Genomic DNA, 22,796 nt, shown 5'->3' with positions numbered 1-22,796 from the left:
GTAGCGATACGTTGAGCTAACCAGTACTAATGAACCGTGAGGCTTAACCTGACAACACCGAAGGTGTTTTGTCTGAGAGACGAAGATTAATGAAGTAGGCTTGTTTAAGATTGAATATTGCTGGTTATGACGAGAAATCAAAGTAACGAGTAGTAATACAGAATTTGCTTGGCGGCCATAGCGCAACGGTCCCACCTGATCCCATGCCGAACTCAGAAGTGAAACGTTGTAGCGCCGATGGTAGTGTGGGGTCTCCCCATGTGAGAGTAGGGAACTGCCAGGCATCAATTAAAGCGTTAATGTTAAATAACATTAATCGCGAAAAGAATACGCGGAGCGGTAGTTCAGTTGGTTAGAATACCTGCCTGTCACGCAGGGGGTCGCGGGTTCGAGTCCCGTCCGTTCCGCCAACTATTTAGGGGCGTAGTTCAATTGGTAGAGCACCGGTCTCCAAAACCGGGTGTTGGGAGTTCGAGCCTCTCCGCCCCTGCCAATTACCAATTAAGTAATAACAAAATTTATACTTCTTTGTAGCCCAGTTAATTAACTGGGCTTTTTGTTATCTATTCTCAATATTTATTCCACTATATTCCCATCGATTGATCTATCAATATGCTGATTTTACTAACATTTATCAATAATATTTCCTGTAATATGTAATGAAAATTCTAGAGTAAAGCTTAATTCCAAGGGTGATTTGTTAATGCTATGAATACATATAGAATGGATTTAAGCTTTATTGATGATTTACCGGTTGTTTTAATAATTGTTGTATCAATACTTGTTGATCACTAGTATTTAGCCAAACCGCAAATAAAGGTTTTTGAATAATTTCTGTTGAGGCTGGTGCTAGATCTGAATAGAGATCGAGCCAATGTGTAGGTAGGAATGCAACTGCTTGTGTTGTTTTCATTAACTGATAAGCAACCATTGCAGAATTAGTGGTTAAAATAGGGTCAATCTTTTGCACTTCACTATTAGGAAGAAAAGGCTGAAAATCAGCACTCCATTCAATTTTGATAAATTGTACTATTTTCTCTGTTTTATTTGATGCTATTTTCATCAATTGAAAAGTAATATCACCAATAATTTTACTTTCTAATTCATCCATCTTGGGTGCTTCAGTTGTAAAAAGAAGGTCTAGTTCTCTTGCATGAAGTTGTTTTACAAGAGACTGCCGTGTAGAGACTCTAGATTCGATTCTAAGCTCTTTTCTTTCTAAATAAGACTCCTGTAACCAAGATGTTAGATATGCTTCCCAGAGTGATGCTGTGGCGCCAATTGATAGCTCTGAATGTTGAGAAGCATGGCTAATCTCTTTTTTAGCAAGAAGCCATGTATTCATTAACGATTCAGCATAGGGGACCAGCCTTTCACCCGCGGCAGTTAAACGAATGTTATTACGATGGCGAGTAAACAGATTTGTGCCTAATTGTGTTTCCAATTGTCGTATTCTAAAACTAACCGCAGACTGCGTTAAATAAAGAGATTCAGCGGCTCGTCCAAAGTGTCTAGTCTTACTGACTTCCAAAAAGGTTTTCAGTAATTCGGTATCCACATCTATCTCCAAAAAAATTTGTCGTTACGATTTAAATATTTTGTTTTACAGAACCGCATGACTATCTAATACTCCGCGCCATAAGTATGACGATAGAGAATTAGGAGTGTGTCAGATGGCAGAAAGTTTTATCACGACTAATCGTTTTTTTGACAATAAACATTATCCGCGTGGTTTTTCTCGTCATGGCGATTTCACTATCAAGGAATCCCAGATATTGGAACGTCATGGTCAAGCCTTTAATGAGCTTGATTTAGGCAAACGAGAGCCTATAACTGAAGCGGAAAAATTATTTGTTGCCATGTGTCGTGGCGAACGAGAAGCAGCAACAATCGAAGAAAAAATTTGGAAGAAATATACTAGTCGTATAAGTCGTCCAAAACGTTTTCATACATTATCGGGTGGAAAGCCACAGCTCGATCCATCTGATGACTATACCGATTCTGATGATTAATATCATTAGTTTTAGTAAAAAGGAGCGTTTTTTCGCTCCTTTTATTTACCCATCTAATTGTTTTTGTAAATAGATCATTAATCTATCCATTGCACGAAAACTTAAAGCTTCAATCAAGTGATTTCTCTGTATTTTCTCTTCATTTTCGAGATCTGCAATAGTCCTCGATACTCTTAAAATTTTGTGCCAAGCTCGTATCGATAGTCCTAATTTATTAAGCGTATCTTCAAGAAAAGTGGCATCACTGGTATTTAATGAGCAATAGCTTTCAATCTCTTTTCCAGTTAGATAAGTATTCACTTTTCCACATCGTAAAAATTGTCTTTCTCTAGCCTTTAGAACTCGTTCTCTAATTGTTGAACTATTTTCAGTGGTAAATGTAGGATGAATAAGCGAACCTTGAGGAAGAAGTGGCATTTCGACAGATAAATCAAACCTATCTAAAAAAGGTCCAGAAACCTTGCTTAAATAGCGCAGGATCTGTTTTATTGGTACTCGATTATGATTACCTTGATAATGCCCTGTTGGGCTTGGGTTTAATGCACCGACCAATAATACATTAGCAGGGTAGCTTATTTTAGCTTTTGCGCGTGAAATAGTAATTTCTCTAGCGTCTAGAGGTTCACGTAATGCATCAAGTACACGACGCTCAAATTCTGGCAATTCATCTAAAAATAAAATACCGTGATGCGCTAATGTAATTTCTCCTGGTTTAGGAAGAGAACCACCTCCCGTTAAAGCGACAGCAGAGGAAGTGTGATGTGGGGCTCTAAATGGTCTTGTAGGCCACTTTCTTTCATTAAATGTCAGACCTCTTAAGCTACTAATGATTAATACATCAAGTGCTTCTTTAGCCGTTAAAGGGGGAAGAAGCGTACTTATCCTTTGTGCTAACATTGTTTTTCCTGTTCCTGGAGGTCCAAGAAATAAAATATTGTGATTTCCTGCTGCTGTAATTTCTGCTGCTCTTTTTGCATTATTTTGACCAATTATATCGCTCATATCTTTATTATCTTGATTTTCAATTTCATCGTTAATAATAAAGCTTTCTGTTTCAATTAATGGCGTATTATTTTCTAGATGATGACAAATTTCTAAAAGATGAGAGGCTAATAAAGCAGATCTATTGGGTAATAATGAAACTTCAGTCTGATGTTCTATTGATACAATGCATATTCGATGATCTTTTGAAGCGCTAAGGATTGAAGGAATAACAGCATTAACTCGTTGTAATTTTCCAGAAAGTGCAAGTTCTCCAATAAACTCATAACACTCTAATTTATCTGATTTTAATTGCTCAGATGCAATTAATATTGCTAGTGCAATAGGTAAATCATAACGTGCACCTTCTTTGGGTAAATCGGCAGGTGAAAGATTAATCGTTATTCTTTTTGCAGGATAAGTATATCCGCTATTAATTAATGCACTTCTTACTCTGTCTTTTGCTTCTTTTACGACAGTTTCAGGTAATCCAACTAATGTTAATCCGGGTAATCCCTGACTAATATGAGCCTCGATAGTAATAAGCGGAGCTGATATTCCTAAAGAGGCACGTGTATATATTATTGCTAATGCCATTTTTTATTCTCCATTATTTTTTTCTTTTTAAATTATTTTTTCTGTTGTGTTAAATGAAACATGAAATAAATGCGAGTTATCTCGAAATAAGCATAACTTATTGAAATATAATAATTAATTTTTTAAATAAATAATTTAATAAATTAATATAAATATAATGAAAAATATTATTGGTTTTTAACTTGAAATAATAAAATGCAATAGTAGAAAAAATGAAATAATGTGTTCTTTGTTGGCATTAATAACTAAAAAATAAATATTTTATAGATGAATACTCTGATGTGACTTTGTGGTATAAAAAATATATAAAATTCAGTATGTTAGATTTTTATTAAAAATAAACATTGTCAATTCTAAAATATCATGATAACTCTAAAAGGACAGAGTGAAAGAAAACACAACACAACATTACAAACATACATTTTAAATAAGAAAAGAAATTATAAAACTATGAATACTATCGTCCTAGTGATTAGCCTAATTATTGTCAGCGTGGTGGTGATTATTAACCCACCGTGCGGGGCTGCACTAGGACGAAGAAAGGCTAACTAAACTAGCCGGATCTCTTAAAAACCCCCGCACCGAAAGGCGCGGGGGTTTTTTTTGAGCTAGAGTTTGAAAAAGAGATGAAATAGAAAATAAATTTAAATTAAACAAGAAGTTAAAGTGGCAGGGTGAAAGAATGAATGGAGCACAGTGGTTAGTACAGGCATTACGAAAACATCAAGTCGAGACAGTCTTTGGTTATCCTGGCGGTGCGATCATGCCTGTTTACGATGCTCTTTATGATGGCGGTGTTGAACATATTTTATGTCGCCATGAACAAGGTGCTGCAATTGCTGCAATTGGTTTTGCTCGCGCTACGGGGACAACAGGTGTTTGTATCGCGACATCAGGCCCAGGCGCTACTAATGTTATCACTGGACTTGCTGATGCATTGTTAGATTCTGTGCCTGTTGTTGCTATCACTGGACAAGTTGCTTCCGATTTGATTGGTACTGACGCATTCCAAGAAATAGATGTTTTAGGTCTTTCATTGGCATGTACTAAACACAGTTTTTTAGTCTCATCTGTTGATGAATTACCTAGAGTGTTATCAGAGGCATTCTCTATAGCCTCTCAAGGTCGTCCCGGCCCCGTTTTAATCGATATCCCGAAAGATGTTCAATTAGCCGATGCTTCCCATTTATCAAATTATGAATTACCAGAAGAGCAAGAATTTCCTTACCCAACACAAGAAATAGCACAAGCTAAGCAGATGTTAGCACAGGCACAAAAACCTATTTTGTATGTAGGTGGTGGCGTTGCCATGAGTAATGCAGTGGAAACGTTAAGAGAATTTGTGAAGCAAACAGAAATACCCGTTGTTTCTACTTTAAAAGGGCTAGGTTGTGCTGATGCATCAAATGCCAACTATCTAGGCATGCTTGGTATGCATGGCACTAAAGCGGCAAATTATGCTGTTCAGCGTAGTGATTTATTAATTGCTGTTGGTGCACGTTTTGATGATCGCGTGACTGGGCGATTAAATACTTTTGCACCTAATGCCAAAGTTATCCATATCGATATCGACCATGCAGAATTAAATAAATTAAAACAAGCTCATGTTGCGTTATTGGGGGATGCTAAGGTGTTGTTGCCTGTTTTGTCTCAGCCATTATCTATCGCATCTTGGCAACAAGAAGTACAAGCATTAAAAGCAGAACATGCTTGGCGTTATGATCATCCGGGCTCTGCAATTTATGCCCCTTTATTATTAAAACAATTATCAGACGCCAAACCTAAAAATACCGTTGTGACAACAGATGTTGGTCAGCATCAAATGTGGTCGGCGCAACATATGACATTTGATGCACCTGAAAATTTTATTACTTCAAGTGGTTTAGGCACCATGGGATTTGGTATCCCTGCGGCCGTAGGCGCTCAAATTGCTAGACCTGACGCTTGTGTTATCTGCGTATCTGGTGATGGCTCTTTTATGATGAATGTGCAGGAACTGGGCACAATTAAACGTAAACAATTACCTATCAAATTAGTGTTATTAGATAACCAACGTCTTGGTATGGTTCGTCAATGGCAAGAGTTGTTTTTTGAACAACGTTATAGCGAAACAATTTTAACAGATAACCCTGACTTTGTTGCCTTAGCCAAAGCGTTTGATATCCCTGGGCAACGTATTACAGAAAAAGCACAAGTTGCTGATGCAATAAAATGTTTATTAGAGAGCGATGGTCCTTACTTATTACAGGTATCTATCGATGACGCAGAAAATGTCTGGCCTTTAGTCCCGCCGGGCGCAAGTAATGATGAGATGATGGAGAAATCAAAATGAACCAACACAATATCACAATTGAAGCCCGTTTTTGTCCAGAGATCTTAGAACGTATCCTGAGAGTTATTCGTCATCGTGGTTTTCATATATGCTCAATGAATATGAATATCACAGAGAGCAACAATATTAACTTAAGCCTGACGGTGAGTAGTCAGCGACCATTAGAACTTCTGTGCAGCCAGTTAACAAAATTAGCTGATGTTGCAGGTATTCAAGTATTACATCAACAGAAAGAAAAATTACGATTCATGAATGCACTAAGTGCCATGTAAGGATAAAAGAATGACAAAGCAAGCTGATTATATTTGGTTTAACGGTGAAATGGTTCCATGGGCTGAGGCAAAGGTTCATGTGATGTCTCACGCATTGCATTATGGTACTTCCGTATTTGAAGGTGTGCGTTGTTACAATTCTCATAAAGGTCCTGTGGTATTTCGCCATCGTGAGCATATGCAACGTTTACATGACTCAGCCAAAATCTACCGTATGCCTGTTGAGCAAAGTGTTGATGAGTTAATGGAAGCATGCCGTGAAACCTTACGTAAAAACAAATTAGTCAGCGCTTATATTCGTCCATTAGTTTTTATTGGAGATGTCGGCATGGGGGTTAATCCGCCGGCAGGTTATAAAACAGATGTAATCATTGCCGCATTCCCATGGGGAGCCTATCTCGGTGAAGAAGCTTTAGATAAAGGTATTGATGCAATGGTTTCTTCTTGGCATCGCGCTGCACCGAATACTATTCCAACTGCAGCAAAAGCTGGTGGTAACTATTTATCTTCACTATTAGTAGGAAGCGAAGCTCGCCGTCATGGTTATCAAGAAGGAATTGCACTAGATGTTCATGGTTATTTATCAGAAGGTGCAGGTGAAAACCTATTTGAAGTAAAAGATGGTGTTATTTTTACGCCTCCATTTACTTCATCAGCACTACCGGGGATCACGCGTGATGCCATCATCAAATTAGCAAAAGATCTCGGTTATGAGGTGCGTGAACAAGTACTTTCTCGTGAATCACTTTATCTTGCCGATGAAGTCTTTATGTCAGGTACCGCTGCAGAGATAACGCCAGTACGTAGTGTTGATGGTATTCAGGTAGGTATCGGGCGCTGTGGTCCTGTGACTAAATCAATTCAAAAAGCCTTCTTTGGACTGTTTACTGGTGAGACAGAAGATAAATACGGCTGGTTAGATCCAATCAATTCATAAGCATAATCAAATAAATTTATTTAGCGGGTAGATCGTTCCCTGCTCGCTTTTTTATCGCAGGAGTGTGAAAAATGCCTAAATACCGTTCAGCAACAACGACACATGGTCGTAATATGGCTGGAGCCCGTGCCTTATGGCGTGCAACGGGAATGACTGATGCTGATTTTGGTAAACCCATTATCGCTGTTGTGAACTCATTTACGCAATTTGTACCAGGTCATGTGCATCTGCGGGATTTAGGAAAACTCGTTGCTGAGCAAATTGAAGCAGCGGGTGGTGTTGCTAAAGAATTTAATACCATTGCAGTTGATGACGGTATCGCAATGGGACACGGTGGCATGCTTTACTCTTTGCCATCGCGTGAACTTATTGCTGACTCTGTTGAATATATGGTTAATGCGCACTGTGCTGATGCGATGGTGTGTATCTCAAACTGCGACAAGATCACGCCAGGAATGTTAATGGCGTCTTTACGTTTGAATATCCCTGTTATTTTTGTTTCGGGTGGCCCTATGGAAGCGGGTAAAACGAAGCTTTCAGATCAGCTGATCAAATTAGATCTGGTTGATGCCATGATCCAAGGGGCGAATCCAAATGTCAGCGATGCTGATAGTGAGCAAATCGAACGATCTGCTTGCCCAACATGTGGATCGTGTTCGGGTATGTTCACCGCAAACTCCATGAACTGTTTAACAGAAGCACTGGGATTATCTCAGCCCGGAAATGGCTCATTATTAGCGACACATGCAGATCGTGAAACGCTGTTTATCAATGCAGGCAAGCGTATTGTTGAATTAACCAAACGCTATTATGAAAAAGATGATGAGTCTGCATTACCACGCAATATCGCTAAAAAAGAAGCCTTTGAAAATGCGATGATCTTGGATATTGCAATGGGTGGCTCAACAAATACGGTTCTGCATTTATTGGCTGCCGCGCAAGAAGGTGAGGTTGATTTCACCATGGAAGATATCGACAGACTTTCTCGCCAAGTACCTCATTTATGTAAAGTGGCACCAAGTACACAAAAATATCATATGGAAGATGTTCACCGCGCTGGTGGCGTTATGGGTATTTTAGGTGAGTTAGACAGAGCAGGATTACTCAATCGCAATGTTAATAATATCTTAGGGTTAAGTTTGCCAGAAACATTGTCGCAATATGATGTGATGTTAACACAAGACGAGCAAGTAAAATCGATGTTCAAAGCAGGCCCCGCAGGTATTCGTACAACGAAAGCTTTTTCACAAAATTGTCGTTGGCCAACTTTAGATACAGATCGTGAAAATGGCTGTATCCGTAGCAAAGAACATGCTTATAGCCAAGATGGTGGATTAGCCGTGCTATCAGGAAATTTAGCGGAAGATGGCTGTATTGTTAAAACGGCGGGTGTTGATGAAGATAACTTAATTTTTAGTGGTCCCGCAAAAGTGTATGAAAGCCAAGATGATGCAGTAGAGGCTATCTTAGGTGGCAAAGTCGTGGCAGGCGATGTGGTAATTATCCGCTATGAAGGCCCTAAAGGTGGTCCTGGTATGCAAGAGATGTTGTATCCAACCTCTTATTTAAAATCAATGGGATTAGGGAAAGCTTGTGCACTTATCACTGACGGGCGTTTCTCTGGTGGAACATCGGGCTTATCTATCGGGCATGTGTCACCTGAAGCGGCAAATGGTGGCGTGATTGGTTTAGTGGAAGAAGGCGATATTGTTTCTATCAATATTCCAACCCGCGAGATCTCATTAAAGGTGGATGATAAAACGTTATCAGCTCGTCGTGATGCACAAAATGCTCGCGGTAATAAAGCGTGGACACCACAAAATAGGCAGCGCCAAGTTTCGTTTGCTTTACGTGCTTACGCCTCTTTAGCCACCAGTGCCGATAAAGGTGCGGTGCGTGATAAATCTAAGTTAGGGGGCTAAGAATGGCTGCCTTTAGACCTTTAAATTCAGCGCCAAGCAGCGCTGAATATTTAAAAGCGGCGCTGAGCGCACCTGTTTATGAAGCTGCAATAGTCACTCCGCTTCAAGAGATGACAAAAATATCTGAACGTTTAGAAAATACGATTTTAGTTAAGCGAGAAGATAGACAACCCGTTCATAGCTTTAAATTACGTGGTGCTTATACCATGATTGCAGGGTTGACTCCTGAGCAAAAAGCGAAAGGTGTCGTGACGGCATCAGCGGGGAATCATGCGCAAGGTGTTGCGTTGTCAGCTAATCGAATGGGAGTAAAAGCACTCATTGTGATGCCAGTGGCAACAGCAGATATTAAAGTTGATGCTGTTCGTCAATTTGGTGGAGAAGCATTGCTTTATGGTGCGAATTTTGATGAAGCAAAAACAAAAGCTATCGCGCTATCTGAAGAGATGGGATACACCTTTGTTCCGCCTTTTGATCATCCCGCAGTCATTGCAGGGCAGGCAACACTGGCAATGGAACTCTTACAACAAGATGTTCATCTTGATCGTATTTTCGTACCTGTTGGTGGTGGTGGTTTAATTGCTGGAGTTGCCGTATTAATCAAACAGCTTATGCCAGAAATTAAGGTAATAGGTGTTGAAGCTGAAGACGCTGCATGCTTAAAAGCAGCATTAGAGGCAGGGCATCCCGTTGAATTAGCAAGAGTGGGATTATTTGCTGAAGGTGTTGCGGTTAAACGTATCGGTGATGAAACGTTCCGTTTATGCCAAAAATATGTTGATGATGTTATCACAGTGGATAGTGATGCAATTTGTGCCGCAGTAAAAGATTTATTTGAAGATGTACGTGCGATTGCAGAGCCTTCAGGCGCATTGGCATTAGCAGGACTTAAAAAATACGTAGAACAGCATCAAATCAAAGGTGAGCGCCTTGCGCATGTGCTTTCCGGTGCAAATGTGAATTTTCATGGCTTACGCTATGTTTCTGAACGCTGTGAGCTCGGTGAAAAACGTGAAGCGCTATTGGCGGTGACTATTCCTGAACAGAAAGGAAGTTTCTTACGTTTTTGTCAGATCTTAGGTCAACGTGTTGTTACTGAGTTTAATTATCGTTATAGCGATGCTGATCCTGAAAATGCACGTATTTTTGTCGGTGTACGTTTAAGTCAAGGACTCACAGAGCGTAAAGAAATTTTACGTGAACTCACGGTTGCGGGTTATCAAGTGTCTGATCTTTCTGACGATGAAATGGCAAAACTTCATGTACGTTATATGGTCGGGGGGCGCCCTAATAAGCCACTTAAAGAACGCCTATTTAGTTTTGAATTTCCAGAATCTCCAGGCGCTTTAATGAAGTTTCTAAAAACATTAGGGACTTATTGGAATATCACATTATTCCACTATCGTAGTCATGGCACTGATTACGGGCGTGTGCTGGTAGCGTTTGAACTCCCTGAAACGCAAGGGCGTTTTGAGCGACATTTAGATGACTTGGGTTATGAGTATCATGATGAGACAGGAAATCCTTCTTTTCAGTTATTCCTGTCACCACAAACGACTAGTTTAGTTGTGGAGTAATCGCCAAAAAGCATTGATCACTGGCTCTTGAAGGCGTTTGTGTAATGCGCAAACGCCTAACTCGAAAGGTTCTACCATTGAAATATTATCCAATGAAGAGATGCGATTACGAACGGGCTCTGGGCAATTATCAACGACAACTTGCGGAATAAGTGCAATACCACAACCTAATGCAACCATTGAAACAATCGCTTCATGTCCCGAAACCGTCGCATAAATTGAGGGATTATGGATACGATGGCGCTTAAACCATAGCGCGATCCGTTGTCTTGATGGGCCATGTTCAGGAATGATAAACGGAATATTAAGCCAATCGGGCTTCTCTTGAGTTGCAAGATGGCGAACATTGCAAGGCAGAGCGGGTGCAATCAGCACTAATGGGATTTCACCTATTTTTTCAAAACAGATATTTTCAGGAAGCTTTTCAGGTTTTCCTGCGATACCTAAATCAGCTTCATCAGATAGCACTTTATCGACGGCATCAGCCGCATCTCCGGTGGTGAGCTTTATTTCAACTAATGGATTTTCTGCACGAAAACGGTCAAGAATAGGCGGTAAATGGCTGTAAGCCGCTGTTACAGAACAAAATAGTCGTAGTTCACCAGAAAGGCTTGGGCTATTTTGGTTTAGCGTATGCTTCAGTTGCTTATATTGCAACAGAGTTTGTTGAGCATAGCGCTTTAATTGTTCGCCTGCATCAGTGAGAGTGACTTGTCGGTTATCACGTAAAAACAGTGGGTGACCTAAGCTTTCTTCAAGGCGTTGAATTTGGCGTGAGAGCGTGGAAGGGCTGACATGCATTGCTTGTGCCGTTTTAGTGAAGTGACAACTTTCAGCTAAATGTAGGAAGAGTTTGAGATCTCGAATATCCATTGTCACCCACCTTAGGTGATAAAAAAGAACGTTGCATTTTTTGCAACACTATCTTGTAAATATATCAATTTAAGCAATGGCTTTCATCCCCTATAGTAAAGTCATGCAACACCTCACAGAGAGTGAGGATAATAACAGCAAACACATACACAACGATTTTGGAGTCCCTCATGGCAAATTATTTTAATACATTGAATCTGCGTCAGCAGTTGTCGCAATTGGGTAAATGTCGCTTTATGTCGCGCGAAGAATTTGCTGATGAAGCAAATTACCTGAAAGGCAAAAAAGTCGTTATCGTTGGTTGTGGCGCACAAGGCCTTAACCAAGGTTTAAATATGCGTGATTCAGGCTTGAATATCGCCTATGCCTTACGCCAAGAAGCGATTGATGAGAAACGTGCATCATGGCGTCGTGCTACCGAAAACGGTTTTGAGGTTGGAACCTATGAAGCGTTGATCCCTCAAGCAGATTTAGTTGTTAACTTAACACCAGACAAACAACACTCAGCGGTTGTTCAAGCAGTTCAACCGCTGATGAAATCAGGTGCAGCATTGGGTTATTCTCATGGTTTTAATATCGTTGAAGTGGGCGAAAAAATTCGTGATGACATCACCGTTGTTATGGTTGCACCAAAATGTCCGGGCACAGAAGTTCGTGAAGAATATAAACGTGGTTTTGGTGTTCCAACACTGATTGCCGTTCACCCTGAAAATGATGCAAAAGGTGAAGGTATGGCCATTGCGAAAGCATGGGCTGCGGCAACTGGTGGTCATCGTGCCGGTGTTTTAGAGTCCTCTTTCGTTGCTGAAGTAAAATCAGACTTAATGGGTGAGCAAACCATTCTGTGCGGTATGTTACAAGCAGGCTCTCTGTTATGTTATGACAAAATGGTTGCCGATGGTGTTGAACCAGGCTATGCAGGTAAGTTGATTCAGTTTGGTTGGGAAACGATTACAGAAGCACTGAAGCAAGGTGGTATCACCTTGATGATGGACAGATTATCTAACCCTGCAAAAATGCGTGCTTACGCATTATCAGAGCAACTGAAAGAGATTATGGCTCCACTGTTTGAGAAACATATGGATGATATCATTTCAGGTAAATTCTCTGAAACGATGATGGCAGACTGGGCAAATGATGATAAAAACTTGCTGACATGGCGTGAAGAGACAGGAGCTAGCGCATTTGAAAATTATCCTGAATATGAGGGTAAAATCAGTGAGCAAGAGTACTTTGATCATGGTGTATTAATGGTTGCAATGGTTAAAGCGGGTGTTGAGTTAGCTTTTGATACGATGATTGAAGCGGGTATCTTTGCTGAGTCAGCTTATTATGAGTCACTGCATGAGTTGCCATTAATCGCGAATACCATCGCTCGTAAGCGTTTATATGAAATGAACGTGGTTATCTCAGATACTGCAGAATATGGTAACTATCTGTTCTCGTTTGCTGTTGTTCCTATGCTGAAAGAGTTTATGACAACATTGCAAGCTGGCGATTTAGCGAAGAAAGTTCAAGATAATGGAACCGATAATGCACAATTACGTGATATTAATGAAGCCATTCGTCAGCACCCAATTGAAGCTGTAGGTAAAACATTGCGCGGGTATATGACGGATATGAAGAAGATTGCTGTCGGCAACTAATTTTTCGTCGCTCTTTACGTGATAAGTGCGTTGGCTACACTTGGTTACCCAAGCCACATACTAATGTATGCTCCTTGAGATAACCTCTTTTGCCGCCTTATTCTCACGCAAATAGCTTAGAAAAATAAGTGCTAATATATTTTAAATGATAAAACAGAATATAAGTTTATTATCTTGAAATAGATAGCTTAGAAAAATAAGTGCTAAATATATCTTAAAAAGATAAAACCACATATCTATCAATTTGATATGTGGTTTTTATTTAAATAAATCAGAATGTGAGCCAGTTCTGTCGAAATGAACAGTATCATTGTCTATTTTATAAATAAGTAGCTAATCAGGTTCGATATGAAGATCTCGATGAGGCTTCCAGTTTCCTGTTAATGGATGATCTTTCAATTGAGCAGGTAGTCGCTTTCCTTGCACTAATAGTAATATAATCTCTTTTAGTTTATTAATATCCTTTCCTCGTTTTTCTGCGAGTTTTAAGTCTTTTTTAAATTGTCCTGAATAACTCACTTTTCGCATTTAGATATCCAATTTTTTGAATAAATCATGGGCATCTTCAGCATAAAAAACATCATCACCTTTATCTGTTTTTGCAAAAGTGTTTAATGTTTTTTCATTTGGTTGTGTTTGATTACTTTCCACATAAACTCGAATGAGATCTCTTAAGATTTGAGAGGCTGGTCTGTGTTTATTTCGAGCTATTGCAACAAAAGCCTCTTTGAGCTCTATATCAACTTTAGTGGCTATTAATTCGCTTTTTATACTCATAATATACACCTCCATATTTGTTTGAATATTATACAAAGTAAAACTTTATTAAACAAGGTTAAACTTCCTTTACCTAGAGAAATAATGCTCAAAAAACTGAACCATTTTCCTATGCGCTTTCTGCTACAATTGTCTCCCGTTATGTTCTTGGCTAATGAAGTGTGGAAAACGTATGCGATTAAATCCTGGTCAACAAAAAGCAGTAGAATATGTGTCAGGCCCTTGTTTGGTCTTGGCAGGAGCAGGATCGGGAAAAACACGGGTTATTACTCATAAAATTGCACACCTTATTCGTCAATGCCAATACCCAGCAAAGCAAATTGCAGCGGTGACGTTTACCAATAAAGCAGCACGTGAAATGAAAGAGCGTGTCGCTCAAACTTTAGGTCGACAAGAAGCAAAAGGATTAATGATCTCAACGTTCCATACATTGGGGTTGGAAATTATTAAACGTGAATATAAAGCGTTAGGGATTAAAGCTAAATTTTCATTATTTGATGATCAAGACCAGTCTGCACTACTCAAAGAATTAACCGCTGATTTATTAGAAGAAGATAAAGATTTGCTTTCTCAGTTAAAGAGCCAAATTTCTAATTGGAAAAACGATATGCTCACGCCAGAGCAAGTAATTGGAATGGCGAGATCGCAACAAGATCATACTTTTGCCGAATGTTTTCGACGTTATGAGCAACATCTGCGTAGTTGTAACGTGCTCGACTTTGATGACTTAATTAGCCGACCAACCCTATTATTGCGCACAAATGAAGAAGTCAGAGAGCGCTGGCAAAGACGCATCCGCTATTTGCTGGTGGATGAATATCAAGATACGAATACCAGCCAATATGAATTGGTCAAATGGTTGGTCGGTGAAAGGGCTCGCTTTACGGTTGTCGGTGATGATGACCAATCCATTTATTCTTGGCGTGGTGCTCGACCTCAAAATTTAGTGTTATTACAAAAAGATTTTCCACAACTTAATGTCATTAAGCTTGAGCAAAACTATCGCTCTTCTGGGCGTATTTTAAAATCAGCGAATATCTTGATTGAAAATAATCCCCATGTCTTTGAAAAACGACTATTTTCAGAGTTAGGTTATGGTGATGAACTGCGCGTTTTAACGGCGAATAATGAAGAGCATGAAGCCGAACGTGTCGCGGGTGAATTAATTGCGCATCACTTTATTAATAAAACTAATTATAAGGATTATGCGATCCTTTATCGTGGTAACCATCAGTCTCGTATTTTTGAAAAGTACTTGATGCAAAATCGCATTCCTTATCGTATTTCAGGTGAAACCTCTTTTTTCTCACGAGAAGAGATCAAAGATATTCTGGCTTATTTACGAGTCATTGTTAATCCTGATGATGATGCAGCATTTTTGCGTATTGTGAACAAGCCTCGTCGTGAAATCGGGCCTATGACGATCCAAAAGTTAGGTGAGTGGGCAAAAGTTCGAGATAAAAGCTTATACAATGCCTGTTTTGATTTAGGGTTAAGCCAAACATTAACAGGTCGAGGCTTGAATTCATTACACGCATTTTCACAATGGATGTCGCGTATAGTACAAAAATCAGAACGAGAGCCACTATTAGCTGTACGTGATTTATTGCATGAAATGGATTATGAAAGTTGGTTATATGAAACCTCAAGCAGTGCGAAAGCAGCAGAAATGAGGATGAAAAATATTAATCAGCTATTTTTATGGATGAGTGAAATGCTTGAAGGTGATGAATTACATGAACCTATGACGCTTTCCCAAGTCGTTAACCGGTTTACCCTGCGTGATATGATGGAGCGAGGAGAAACAGAAGAAGAATTAGATCAAGTTCAGTTAATGACATTACATGCCTCTAAAGGTCTTGAATTTCCTCATGTATTTTTAGTGGGAATGGAAGAAGGAATATTGCCACACCAAAGTAGCATTGATGAAGATAATGTAGAAGAAGAAAGACGTCTTGCTTATGTGGGCATTACTCGAGCACAAAAAACACTCACGTTTACGTTATGTAAAGAACGACGTCAATACGGTGAATTAATCAAACCTGATCCAAGTCGTTTTCTTTATGAGTTACCTCAAGATGATTTGAATTGGGATACTAATAAAAAGAAAGTGTTAAGTGCAGAGGAAAAACAAGAGAAAGGGCAAAAAGGTGTTGCAGGATTAAGGGCTATGCTGGCAAGGCATAAACCGCAATAGCATAGAGAATGGTAGATAAAATACCCCCTTGGCCTATTGCTCTCCAAGGGGGTTTTATTTTTGTATAAGTAAAAAGTTAGCTTATACGAGAGCTATTTTGTTCTTCAATCATTAAAGACCAATGTACATAACTCTGCAATTGGATCTCTTCTTGGAGATTTTCAGCTCGTAACGGGTGCTCATTAAGCCATTGATATGGCAATGTAATAATGAGTGTTTCATCGACAGTGCGTAATCGTAATGCTGGGAGCGTATCATCTCGGCGACGACTAGCAAAAATGATGGCTAATCGCAGTAAACGCACTAGTCGATTGGCTTGAGTTATCGGTAGGGCATTTTGATGATTAAGAGGTGCAAGATCGATGATCCCTGTTTGGTTTTTTAGCAAAGAAGCTAATAAACGTCGTTGGGCCGGAGTGTATCCTGGTAAATCAAGATGAGAGATCAGATAGCTTGCATGTGAAGGTGCTTGGCGGAAATCGACACTTAGGCCAATTTCATGTAATGCACAGGCACTATTAAGCAACTCACGGCAACGATTATCTAACTGCCAATGCTTACTGACTTGGATAAAAAAGTGTTCTGCCAGTTGTTGAACTCGATGTGCTTGCTCAATATCAATTTGAAACCGGCGCTGGACATTACGAAGAGTACGTTGGCGGATATCTTGCTCAATAGGAAGATGCAACATTCCATAGACTAAGCCCTCTCGTAATGCACCACCTGCTAAGATCATATTGTCAATATGCAGTGTTTCAAATATGGCGATTAAGATAGCAAGTCCACTCGGAAACACTAAGGCTCGTTCAAAAGTAAGTCCTTCAATTTCCAGCTCTTCGAGTTTTCCACACTCAATGGCTTTGTGTTTGAGTCGCTCAAGCTTAGGTAAGGTGATTAATTCATCCATACCTTGAGCAATCATGATCTCTTGCAACGCTTGTACAGTACCAGAGGCGCCTACACACACTTGCCAGCCTTGTTCGATTAAGTTATCCGCCACTGGGGCGAGTATCGCTTTGGCTGCGTCTTGTGCTTTAGCAAAATTTTCTTGAGTTAAAGAGCGATCAGTAAAATAGCGCTCTAACCAAGTGACACAGCCCATACTTAAGCTCATTAATTGCGTCGTTTTAGCGCCCGTACCTGTCACCAGTTCTGTGCTGCCACCACCAATATCAACGACTAAACGTTGCTCTGCACCACCTGTAGTATGTGCAACGCCACGATAGATAAGGCGTGCTTCTTCCTCACCACTAATAACATGAACAGTATTGCCTAATATTTCAGACGCTTTTGCGACAAAAATATCTGCATTTTTAGCAATGCGTAATGTGGCTGTTGCGACGACTCTGATTTGTTCAGTTGGAATATCACGTAGATATTCAGAAAAAAGTCGTAAACATTGCCAACCGCGTTCCATTGCCTGCTCTGACAATTCATTTTCACTATTTAGGCCAGCAGCGAGTCGAACTTTACGTTTCACGCGGGAAAGGACTTGTATAGAGCCCGCGATTTCTCGAACGACTAACATATGAAAACTGTTAGAACCTAAATCAATAGCAGCATAAAGTGATGAGGATTTCAGCATAATTTATGGATGACTCGGGCGTTTATTTCGGTTGTTACGTTGAGTATTATTTCCTCTATTATTTCGCACTGACGCATTATTGCGACGAGGCTGACCTTGTCGAGGACGGTGACGGCGTTTTGGCTCAGGAAGATCAGTTAATAACGCATCACTATTATATTTACTCACAGGAATAGCGTGTTGAATATAAGTTTCAATTGCAGGTAAATTCAGTGCATATTCTTCACATGCAAGGCTGATTGAGTTACCACTATTTCCAGCACGTCCTGTTCTACCAATACGGTGAACATAGTCTTCACAATCATCAGGTAAATCATAGTTAAAAACATGAGTTACTGAAGGAATATGAAGACCTCTAGCGGCAACATCAGTGGCAACCAGAATATCAAGATTACCTTGGGTAAAATCTTCTAAAATGCGTAGACGTTTTTTCTGAGGTACATCACCGGTTAATAAACCAACGCGGTGTCCATCGGCGACAAGGTGTGACCAAATGTCGTCACAACGATGTTTTGTATTGGCGAAAATAATACAGCGATCTGGCCATTCTTCTTCAATTAATGTTTGAAGAAGACGCATTTTCTCTTCATTTGAAGGATAAAAGAGTTCTTCTTTTATGCTAAAACCTGTTTTTTGTTCAGGTTCAACTTCAACATATTCAGGATTATTCATCTGTTCAAAAGCCAGTTCTCTTACACGGTAAGAAAGCGTTGCAGAGAACAGCATATTCATACGCTCAGCGGCAACTGGCATACGGCGGAAGATCCAACGAATATCTTTAATAAAGCCGAGATCGTACATTCTGTCAGCTTCATCAAGTACCACAACTTGGATTGCGTTAAGGTTAATATGTCCTTGCTTAACGTAGTCAATTAAACGACCTGTTGTGCCAATAACAATATCGACACCATTACTTAATACTTTGAGTTGTTCGTCATAGCCATCGCCACCGTAGGCGAGGCCCATTTTAATTCCTGTACTTTGCGCAAGCTCTTTAGCATCAGAATAAATCTGCACGGCTAATTCGCGTGTTGGCGCCATAATAAGTGCACGAGGTTGATTGGTTTCATGCCCTTCTTTAGTAGGGTGTGTTAAAAGATAATGAAACGTTGAGGTTAAAAACGCCAACGTTTTTCCTGTTCCTGTTTGGGCTTGCCCGGCAATGTCTTGACCTTTCACAGTGATAGGTAACGTCAATGCCTGAATTTGTGTACAATTAGAGAACCCTTTTTTTTCAAGGGCTTCTATCACTTTGGGATGCAAGGCGAAGTCGGAAAACTTCTTTTCTGTCAAATATGTTTTGCTCATAATGTAATAGAATATCAGTTATAGGTTGCATTACAAAAGTTTATCCGCTGAAATGCAGACAGACTTTTGTTATTTAATGTTACACTGGTACGGTCAATATTATTCTTTGGAGTAGAACAATGAGCGATAAAATCCTTCACTTATCTGACAGCAAATTTGATGCTGATGTATTAAATGCAACCGGCCCTGTGCTTGTTGATTTCTGGGCTGAATGGTGTGGCCCATGTAAAATGATTGCTCCTATTCTAGATGAAGTTGCAACAGAATACGCTGGTAAATTAACAGTTGCGAAGCTAAACATCGATCAAAATCCGCTGACAGCACCAAAATACGGTATTCGCGGTATTCCTACACTCATTTTATTCAAAAATGGTGCAGTTGCTGCGACAAAAGTAGGCGCGTTGTCAAAAACTCAACTGAAAGAGTTTTTAGACGAAAATATCTAATTTGATTTAGATATCAAAAATAAAGCAGGACGTTTAGATCTTGTCAGTATTTCTGTTATTGACCGCTAGACGTCCGCTTCGAAGCATGATAAGTTAGCGCCACTTACTTACATAATATATCGAATCTACTTGTCAATATGATTAGACATGATTAAATAAGTCTGAGATATTGAATATCAAGCGTGCAAAGTAATAGAATTGAATAACATGATATGATATTTAATCTAATATGATATTTAATATAAGTAATCTGAATTCATCTAACCAGTCAAGTTGCCTTAGAATAATCTATAGTATTCAAGGGATATAAATTTTTCCAAAGTATGTTCCTAACCCATAAGTTGAAAGTACACTCATGCATCGCGAAAATGAATGTCACTTCTCTGGGATAAAGCAGACTGGTCTAATAGTATTAACACTCTCTAACATTATCATTTTAGTTATACCCTTATGTTAGAAAGTTATAATCTGTAATTTTACACATGACGAAACTGACAGCAATTTGCTGTTATACTATTCACGTTCATAGTTCGAGAGTTACCCCGAGTTATTAAGAACCCACCATTATGAATCTTACCGAATTAAAAAATACGCCGGTATCAGAACTGATAGCACTTGGCGAAAATATGGGGCTAGAGAATCTGGCTCGAATGAGAAAGCAAGACATTATTTTCTCTATCTTGAAGCAACACGCGAAAAGTGGAGAAGATATTTTCGGTGACGGTGTGCTGGAAATATTGCAGGATGGCTTCGGCTTCCTGCGTTCCGCAGACAGTTCCTACCTTGCTGGTCCCGATGATATCTACGTTTCTCCAAGTCAAATTCGCCGTTTTAACCTTCGCACTGGTGACACCATCGCAGGGAAAATTCGTCCTCCTAAAGAAGGTGAACGTTATTTTGCCCTCCTAAAAGTTAATGAAGTTAACTTTGATAAACCAGAAAATGCCCGTAGTAAAATCCTCTTTGAAAACTTAACACCTTTACATGCTAATAATCGTTTACGCATGGAGCGTGGTAATGGTTCAACAGAAGACTTAACTGCGCGTGTTCTTGACTTAGCGGCACCAATTGGCCGTGGTCAACGTGGTCTTATCGTTGCCCCACCAAAAGCAGGTAAAACCATGTTGCTGCAAAACATTGCAGCCAATATTGCTCATAACTACCCAGATTGCGTATTAATGGTACTTCTGATTGATGAACGTCCAGAAGAAGTGACAGAAATGCAACGCTTAGTTAAAGGTGAAGTTATTGCCTCAACTTTTGATGAGCCCGCTTCTCGCCACGTACAAGTTGCAGAAATGGTGATTGAAAAAGCGAAGCGCTTAGTTGAGCATAAAAAAGACGTTATCATCCTGTTAGACTCCATCACACGTTTAGCGCGTGCTTATAACACGGTTGTTCCTTCATCAGGTAAAGTGTTAACAGGTGGTGTGGATGCAAACGCATTACATCGTCCTAAACGTTTCTTCGGTGCTGCTCGTAATGTTGAAGAAGGTGGTAGCTTGACTATCATTGCAACAGCATTAGTCGATACGGGTTCTAAGATGGATGAAGTTATCTACGAAGAATTTAAGGGGACAGGTAATATGGAATTACACCTGTCTCGTAAGATTGCTGAAAAACGAGTTTTCCCTGCGATTGATTACAATCGTTCTGGTACACGTAAAGAAGAGTTACTGACGTCTCAAGATGAGCTACAAAAAATGTGGATCCTGCGTAAAATTATTCATCCAATGGGTGAAATTGACGCAATGGAATTCCTCATTAATAAGTTAGCAATGACTAAGACTAATGAAGAATTCTTCGACTTTATGAAACGTTCATAAAATGTATTAACAAAGTGATTGAGCTGAGAATAGAATTAAAATAGTGTGCTCTATTATAGAATAAGTAATATCACCTCAATTTATATGCTGTTAAGCTCGTTTACTTTGTAAGAATGACGATATGATGAAAACGCCACAATAGTTGTGGCGTTTTTTGTTTTTTATGGATGTAATCCAAATTTAGATTGCAATATTTTAGTGAGATATTGGTATATATATTGCATGTTTTAGTAATTGATAAAAATAGCGATAGCATCAATGAAAATAGTTAAGGAAAACTTATAATTGATGAAGGGTGGTGGGTTTCGAATAAACTCGTCGTGGTGAGGCTGGAAAAAAGAATAAAAACACATGGAAGGGTAAAATAACCAGCTATATTTATTATAGAGAACAGTACTGTGGATATACTAAAAATGAGCACAAGCGTTTTTTATGTGTTCTTATTTTCTTTCGCATTTTTATTCTTGGCTCGTAAAATTGCAAAAAAAATAGGACTCGTGGATAAACCGAATTATCGTAAAAAACATCATGGATTGATCCCCCTCGTTGGCGGAATATCAGTCTATTTTGGTATTGTTTTCGCATTTTATATTTCAGATATCTATATTCCTCATAAGGAATTGTATCTGGCATGTGCGGGACTTCTTGTTTTTATCGGCGCATTAGATGATCGCTTCGATATTAGTGTCAAAATTAGAGCAACAATTCAAGCTTTTGTTGGGATCGTGATGATGGTGGGCGCGGGTTTAAAACTCGACACACTAGGTCATGCTTTTGGTCCTTGGGAAATGCATTTAGGGCCTTTCGGTTATATTGTTACACTTTTCGCGGTTTGGGCTGCAATCAATGCCTTTAATATGGTTGATGGTATTGATGGGTTATTAGGCGGTCTTTCTTGTGTCTCTTTTGGTGCACTTGGTATTTTATTATATCAAGGTGGCAATTCCGCTCTTGCATTCTGGTGCTTCTCATTTATCGCGGCAATTTTGCCTTATATCCTTTTAAACTTAGGGGTTTGCGGTAAAAAATTCAAAGTCTTTATGGGTGATGCAGGAAGTACACTGATTGGCTTTACTATTATTTGGTTATTGGTCGCATCAACACAAACCCAGCCTCGCCCAGTTAAAGCTGTCACTGCATTATGGATAATTGCTATACCTCTTATGGATATGGTAGCAATTATGTATCGTCGTTTACGTAAAGGAATGAGTCCTTTCTCTCCAGACCGTCAACATATTCACCATTTGATTATGCGTGCAGGCTTTACCTCCCGCCAAGCTTTCATTCTGATTACACTGTCAGCCGCGTTATTAGCCGCGATTGGTATTATCGGTCAGAACCTATCTTTTGTCCCTGAATGGTTTATGTTGGCATTATTCTTGCTTGCATTTGTTATGTATGGTTATTGCATTAAACGCGCGTGGCGAGTCGCTCGTTTTATTAAACGACATAAGCGTCGCTTACGTAGAGCAACACAACAGCATTAATATAAGCAGAGGTTTTTTAAC

General features: G+C 39.5%; 18 protein-coding genes, 2 tRNA genes, 1 rRNA gene and 1 pseudogene. 15 read left to right on the top strand and 7 right to left on the bottom strand.

Features of this window, described 5'->3' with window-relative positions:
• Nucleotides 1-167: 167 nt before the first annotated feature.
• The 3 genes from rrf to DK861_RS07495 all read left to right on the top strand — a co-directional run bounded on the left by rrf (nucleotide 168) and on the right by DK861_RS07495 (nucleotide 493).
• A 5S ribosomal RNA gene (rrf, locus tag DK861_RS07505) occupies nucleotides 168-283 on the top strand.
• 50 nt (nucleotides 284-333) lie between these two features.
• Nucleotides 334-410 (top strand) — tRNA-Asp (locus DK861_RS07500).
• 7 nt (nucleotides 411-417) lie between these two features.
• Nucleotides 418-493: transfer RNA gene (locus tag DK861_RS07495), tRNA-Trp, on the top strand.
• Between the two features lie 243 nt (nucleotides 494-736).
• Here the strand turns inward: DK861_RS07495 and hdfR are convergent.
• The gene (gene hdfR, locus DK861_RS07490; protein ID WP_109399710.1) at nucleotides 737-1,558 is read right to left on the bottom strand and encodes an HTH-type transcriptional regulator HdfR; all 822 of its coding nucleotides are present in this window, start codon (nucleotides 1,556-1,558) and stop codon (nucleotides 737-739) included.
• A gap of 115 nt (nucleotides 1,559-1,673) precedes the next feature.
• Between hdfR and DK861_RS07485 the strand changes: the two genes are divergently transcribed.
• The gene (locus DK861_RS07485; RefSeq protein WP_072064627.1) at nucleotides 1,674-2,012 is read left to right on the top strand and encodes a DUF413 domain-containing protein; all 339 of its coding nucleotides are present in this window, start codon (nucleotides 1,674-1,676) and stop codon (nucleotides 2,010-2,012) included.
• A gap of 45 nt (nucleotides 2,013-2,057) precedes the next feature.
• Here the strand turns inward: DK861_RS07485 and DK861_RS07480 are convergent, their stop codons facing one another.
• Complete coding sequence (locus tag DK861_RS07480; RefSeq protein ID WP_109399709.1) at nucleotides 2,058-3,590, bottom strand: YifB family Mg chelatase-like AAA ATPase; 1,533 nt, start codon at nucleotides 3,588-3,590, stop codon at nucleotides 2,058-2,060.
• Nucleotides 3,591-4,040: 450 nt separating this feature from the next.
• Between DK861_RS07480 and ilvL the strand changes: the two genes are divergently transcribed.
• The 6 genes from ilvL (at nucleotide 4,041) to ilvA (ending at nucleotide 10,630) form a co-directional block, all read left to right on the top strand.
• Nucleotides 4,041-4,142, top strand: coding sequence for an ilv operon leader peptide (gene ilvL, locus DK861_RS07475; protein ID WP_071788577.1), 102 nt, complete (start codon nucleotides 4,041-4,043; stop codon nucleotides 4,140-4,142).
• A 130-nt stretch (nucleotides 4,143-4,272) separates the two neighbouring features.
• Nucleotides 4,273-5,922 (top strand): acetolactate synthase 2 catalytic subunit, encoded by a 1,650-nt coding sequence (gene ilvG / locus DK861_RS07470; protein WP_109399708.1) that lies wholly within the window; start codon nucleotides 4,273-4,275, stop codon nucleotides 5,920-5,922.
• A complete protein-coding gene (ilvM, locus tag DK861_RS07465; RefSeq protein ID WP_072064623.1) occupies nucleotides 5,919-6,194 on the top strand; it encodes an acetolactate synthase 2 small subunit in 276 nt (91 codons plus the stop codon). The genes ilvG and ilvM overlap by 4 nt, the downstream gene beginning before the upstream one ends.
• 10 nt (nucleotides 6,195-6,204) lie before the next feature.
• Nucleotides 6,205-7,131: a branched-chain-amino-acid transaminase gene (gene ilvE, locus DK861_RS07460; protein ID WP_109396579.1), complete on the top strand. Its 927-nt coding sequence runs from the start codon at nucleotides 6,205-6,207 to the stop codon at nucleotides 7,129-7,131.
• Between the two features lie 71 nt (nucleotides 7,132-7,202).
• Nucleotides 7,203-9,053 (top strand): dihydroxy-acid dehydratase, encoded by a 1,851-nt coding sequence (gene ilvD, locus DK861_RS07455; RefSeq protein ID WP_072064621.1) that lies wholly within the window; start codon nucleotides 7,203-7,205, stop codon nucleotides 9,051-9,053.
• A 2-nt stretch (nucleotides 9,054-9,055) separates the two neighbouring features.
• On the top strand, nucleotides 9,056-10,630 hold the full coding sequence (gene ilvA, locus DK861_RS07450) for a threonine ammonia-lyase, biosynthetic (protein ID WP_109399707.1): 1,575 nt from the start codon (nucleotides 9,056-9,058) through the stop codon (nucleotides 10,628-10,630).
• Here the strand turns inward: ilvA and ilvY are convergent.
• Complete coding sequence (ilvY, locus tag DK861_RS07445; RefSeq protein WP_006535847.1) at nucleotides 10,616-11,503, bottom strand: HTH-type transcriptional activator IlvY; 888 nt, start codon at nucleotides 11,501-11,503, stop codon at nucleotides 10,616-10,618. The two genes, ilvA and ilvY, sit on opposite strands and share 15 nt — an antisense overlap.
• 170 nt (nucleotides 11,504-11,673) lie before the next feature.
• On the opposite strand from ilvY, the gene ilvC reads away from it, so the two are divergent.
• Entirely contained in the window at nucleotides 11,674-13,149 is a 1,476-nt protein-coding gene (gene ilvC / locus DK861_RS07440; protein ID WP_109399706.1) for a ketol-acid reductoisomerase, read from the top strand.
• A 258-nt stretch (nucleotides 13,150-13,407) separates the two neighbouring features.
• Here the strand turns inward: ilvC and DK861_RS07435 are convergent.
• Together DK861_RS07435 and DK861_RS07430 are read right to left on the bottom strand one after the other, a co-directional pair.
• A pseudogene (locus DK861_RS07435) lies at nucleotides 13,408-13,677 on the bottom strand (type II toxin-antitoxin system YafQ family toxin).
• Nucleotides 13,678-13,926, bottom strand: a complete 249-nt coding sequence (locus DK861_RS07430; protein WP_004253075.1) for a hypothetical protein — start codon at nucleotides 13,924-13,926, stop codon at nucleotides 13,678-13,680.
• Between the two features lie 172 nt (nucleotides 13,927-14,098).
• On the opposite strand from DK861_RS07430, the gene rep reads away from it, so the two are divergent.
• Nucleotides 14,099-16,123, top strand: coding sequence for a DNA helicase Rep (rep, locus tag DK861_RS07425; RefSeq protein ID WP_109399705.1), 2,025 nt, complete (start codon nucleotides 14,099-14,101; stop codon nucleotides 16,121-16,123).
• 76 nt (nucleotides 16,124-16,199) lie between these two features.
• Here the strand turns inward: rep and gppA are convergent, their stop codons facing one another.
• A complete protein-coding gene (gppA, locus tag DK861_RS07420) occupies nucleotides 16,200-17,708 on the bottom strand; it encodes a guanosine-5'-triphosphate,3'-diphosphate diphosphatase (protein ID WP_109399704.1) in 1,509 nt (502 codons plus the stop codon).
• Nucleotides 17,709-17,711: 3 nt separating this feature from the next.
• Nucleotides 17,712-19,016 (bottom strand): ATP-dependent RNA helicase RhlB, encoded by a 1,305-nt coding sequence (gene rhlB, locus DK861_RS07415; protein ID WP_109399703.1) that lies wholly within the window; start codon nucleotides 19,014-19,016, stop codon nucleotides 17,712-17,714.
• A gap of 119 nt (nucleotides 19,017-19,135) precedes the next feature.
• On the opposite strand from rhlB, the gene trxA reads away from it, so the two are divergent.
• From trxA to wecA, 3 genes are all read left to right on the top strand, one after another.
• Nucleotides 19,136-19,462, top strand: coding sequence for a thioredoxin TrxA (gene trxA / locus DK861_RS07410; protein ID WP_006535838.1), 327 nt, complete (start codon nucleotides 19,136-19,138; stop codon nucleotides 19,460-19,462).
• Between the two features lie 566 nt (nucleotides 19,463-20,028).
• Entirely contained in the window at nucleotides 20,029-21,288 is a 1,260-nt protein-coding gene (gene rho, locus DK861_RS07405; protein ID WP_023583649.1) for a transcription termination factor Rho, read from the top strand.
• Between the two features lie 398 nt (nucleotides 21,289-21,686).
• Nucleotides 21,687-22,775, top strand: coding sequence for a UDP-N-acetylglucosamine--undecaprenyl-phosphate N-acetylglucosaminephosphotransferase (wecA, locus tag DK861_RS07400; protein ID WP_036914738.1), 1,089 nt, complete (start codon nucleotides 21,687-21,689; stop codon nucleotides 22,773-22,775).
• Nucleotides 22,776-22,796 lie beyond the last annotated feature (21 nt).

It is taken from the genome of Proteus sp. TJ1640 (assembly GCF_003144445.1).
GTDB classification, from domain to species: Bacteria; Pseudomonadota; Gammaproteobacteria; order Enterobacterales; family Enterobacteriaceae; genus Proteus; species Proteus penneri.
This window is presented reverse-complemented; position numbering and strand designations above follow the sequence as displayed.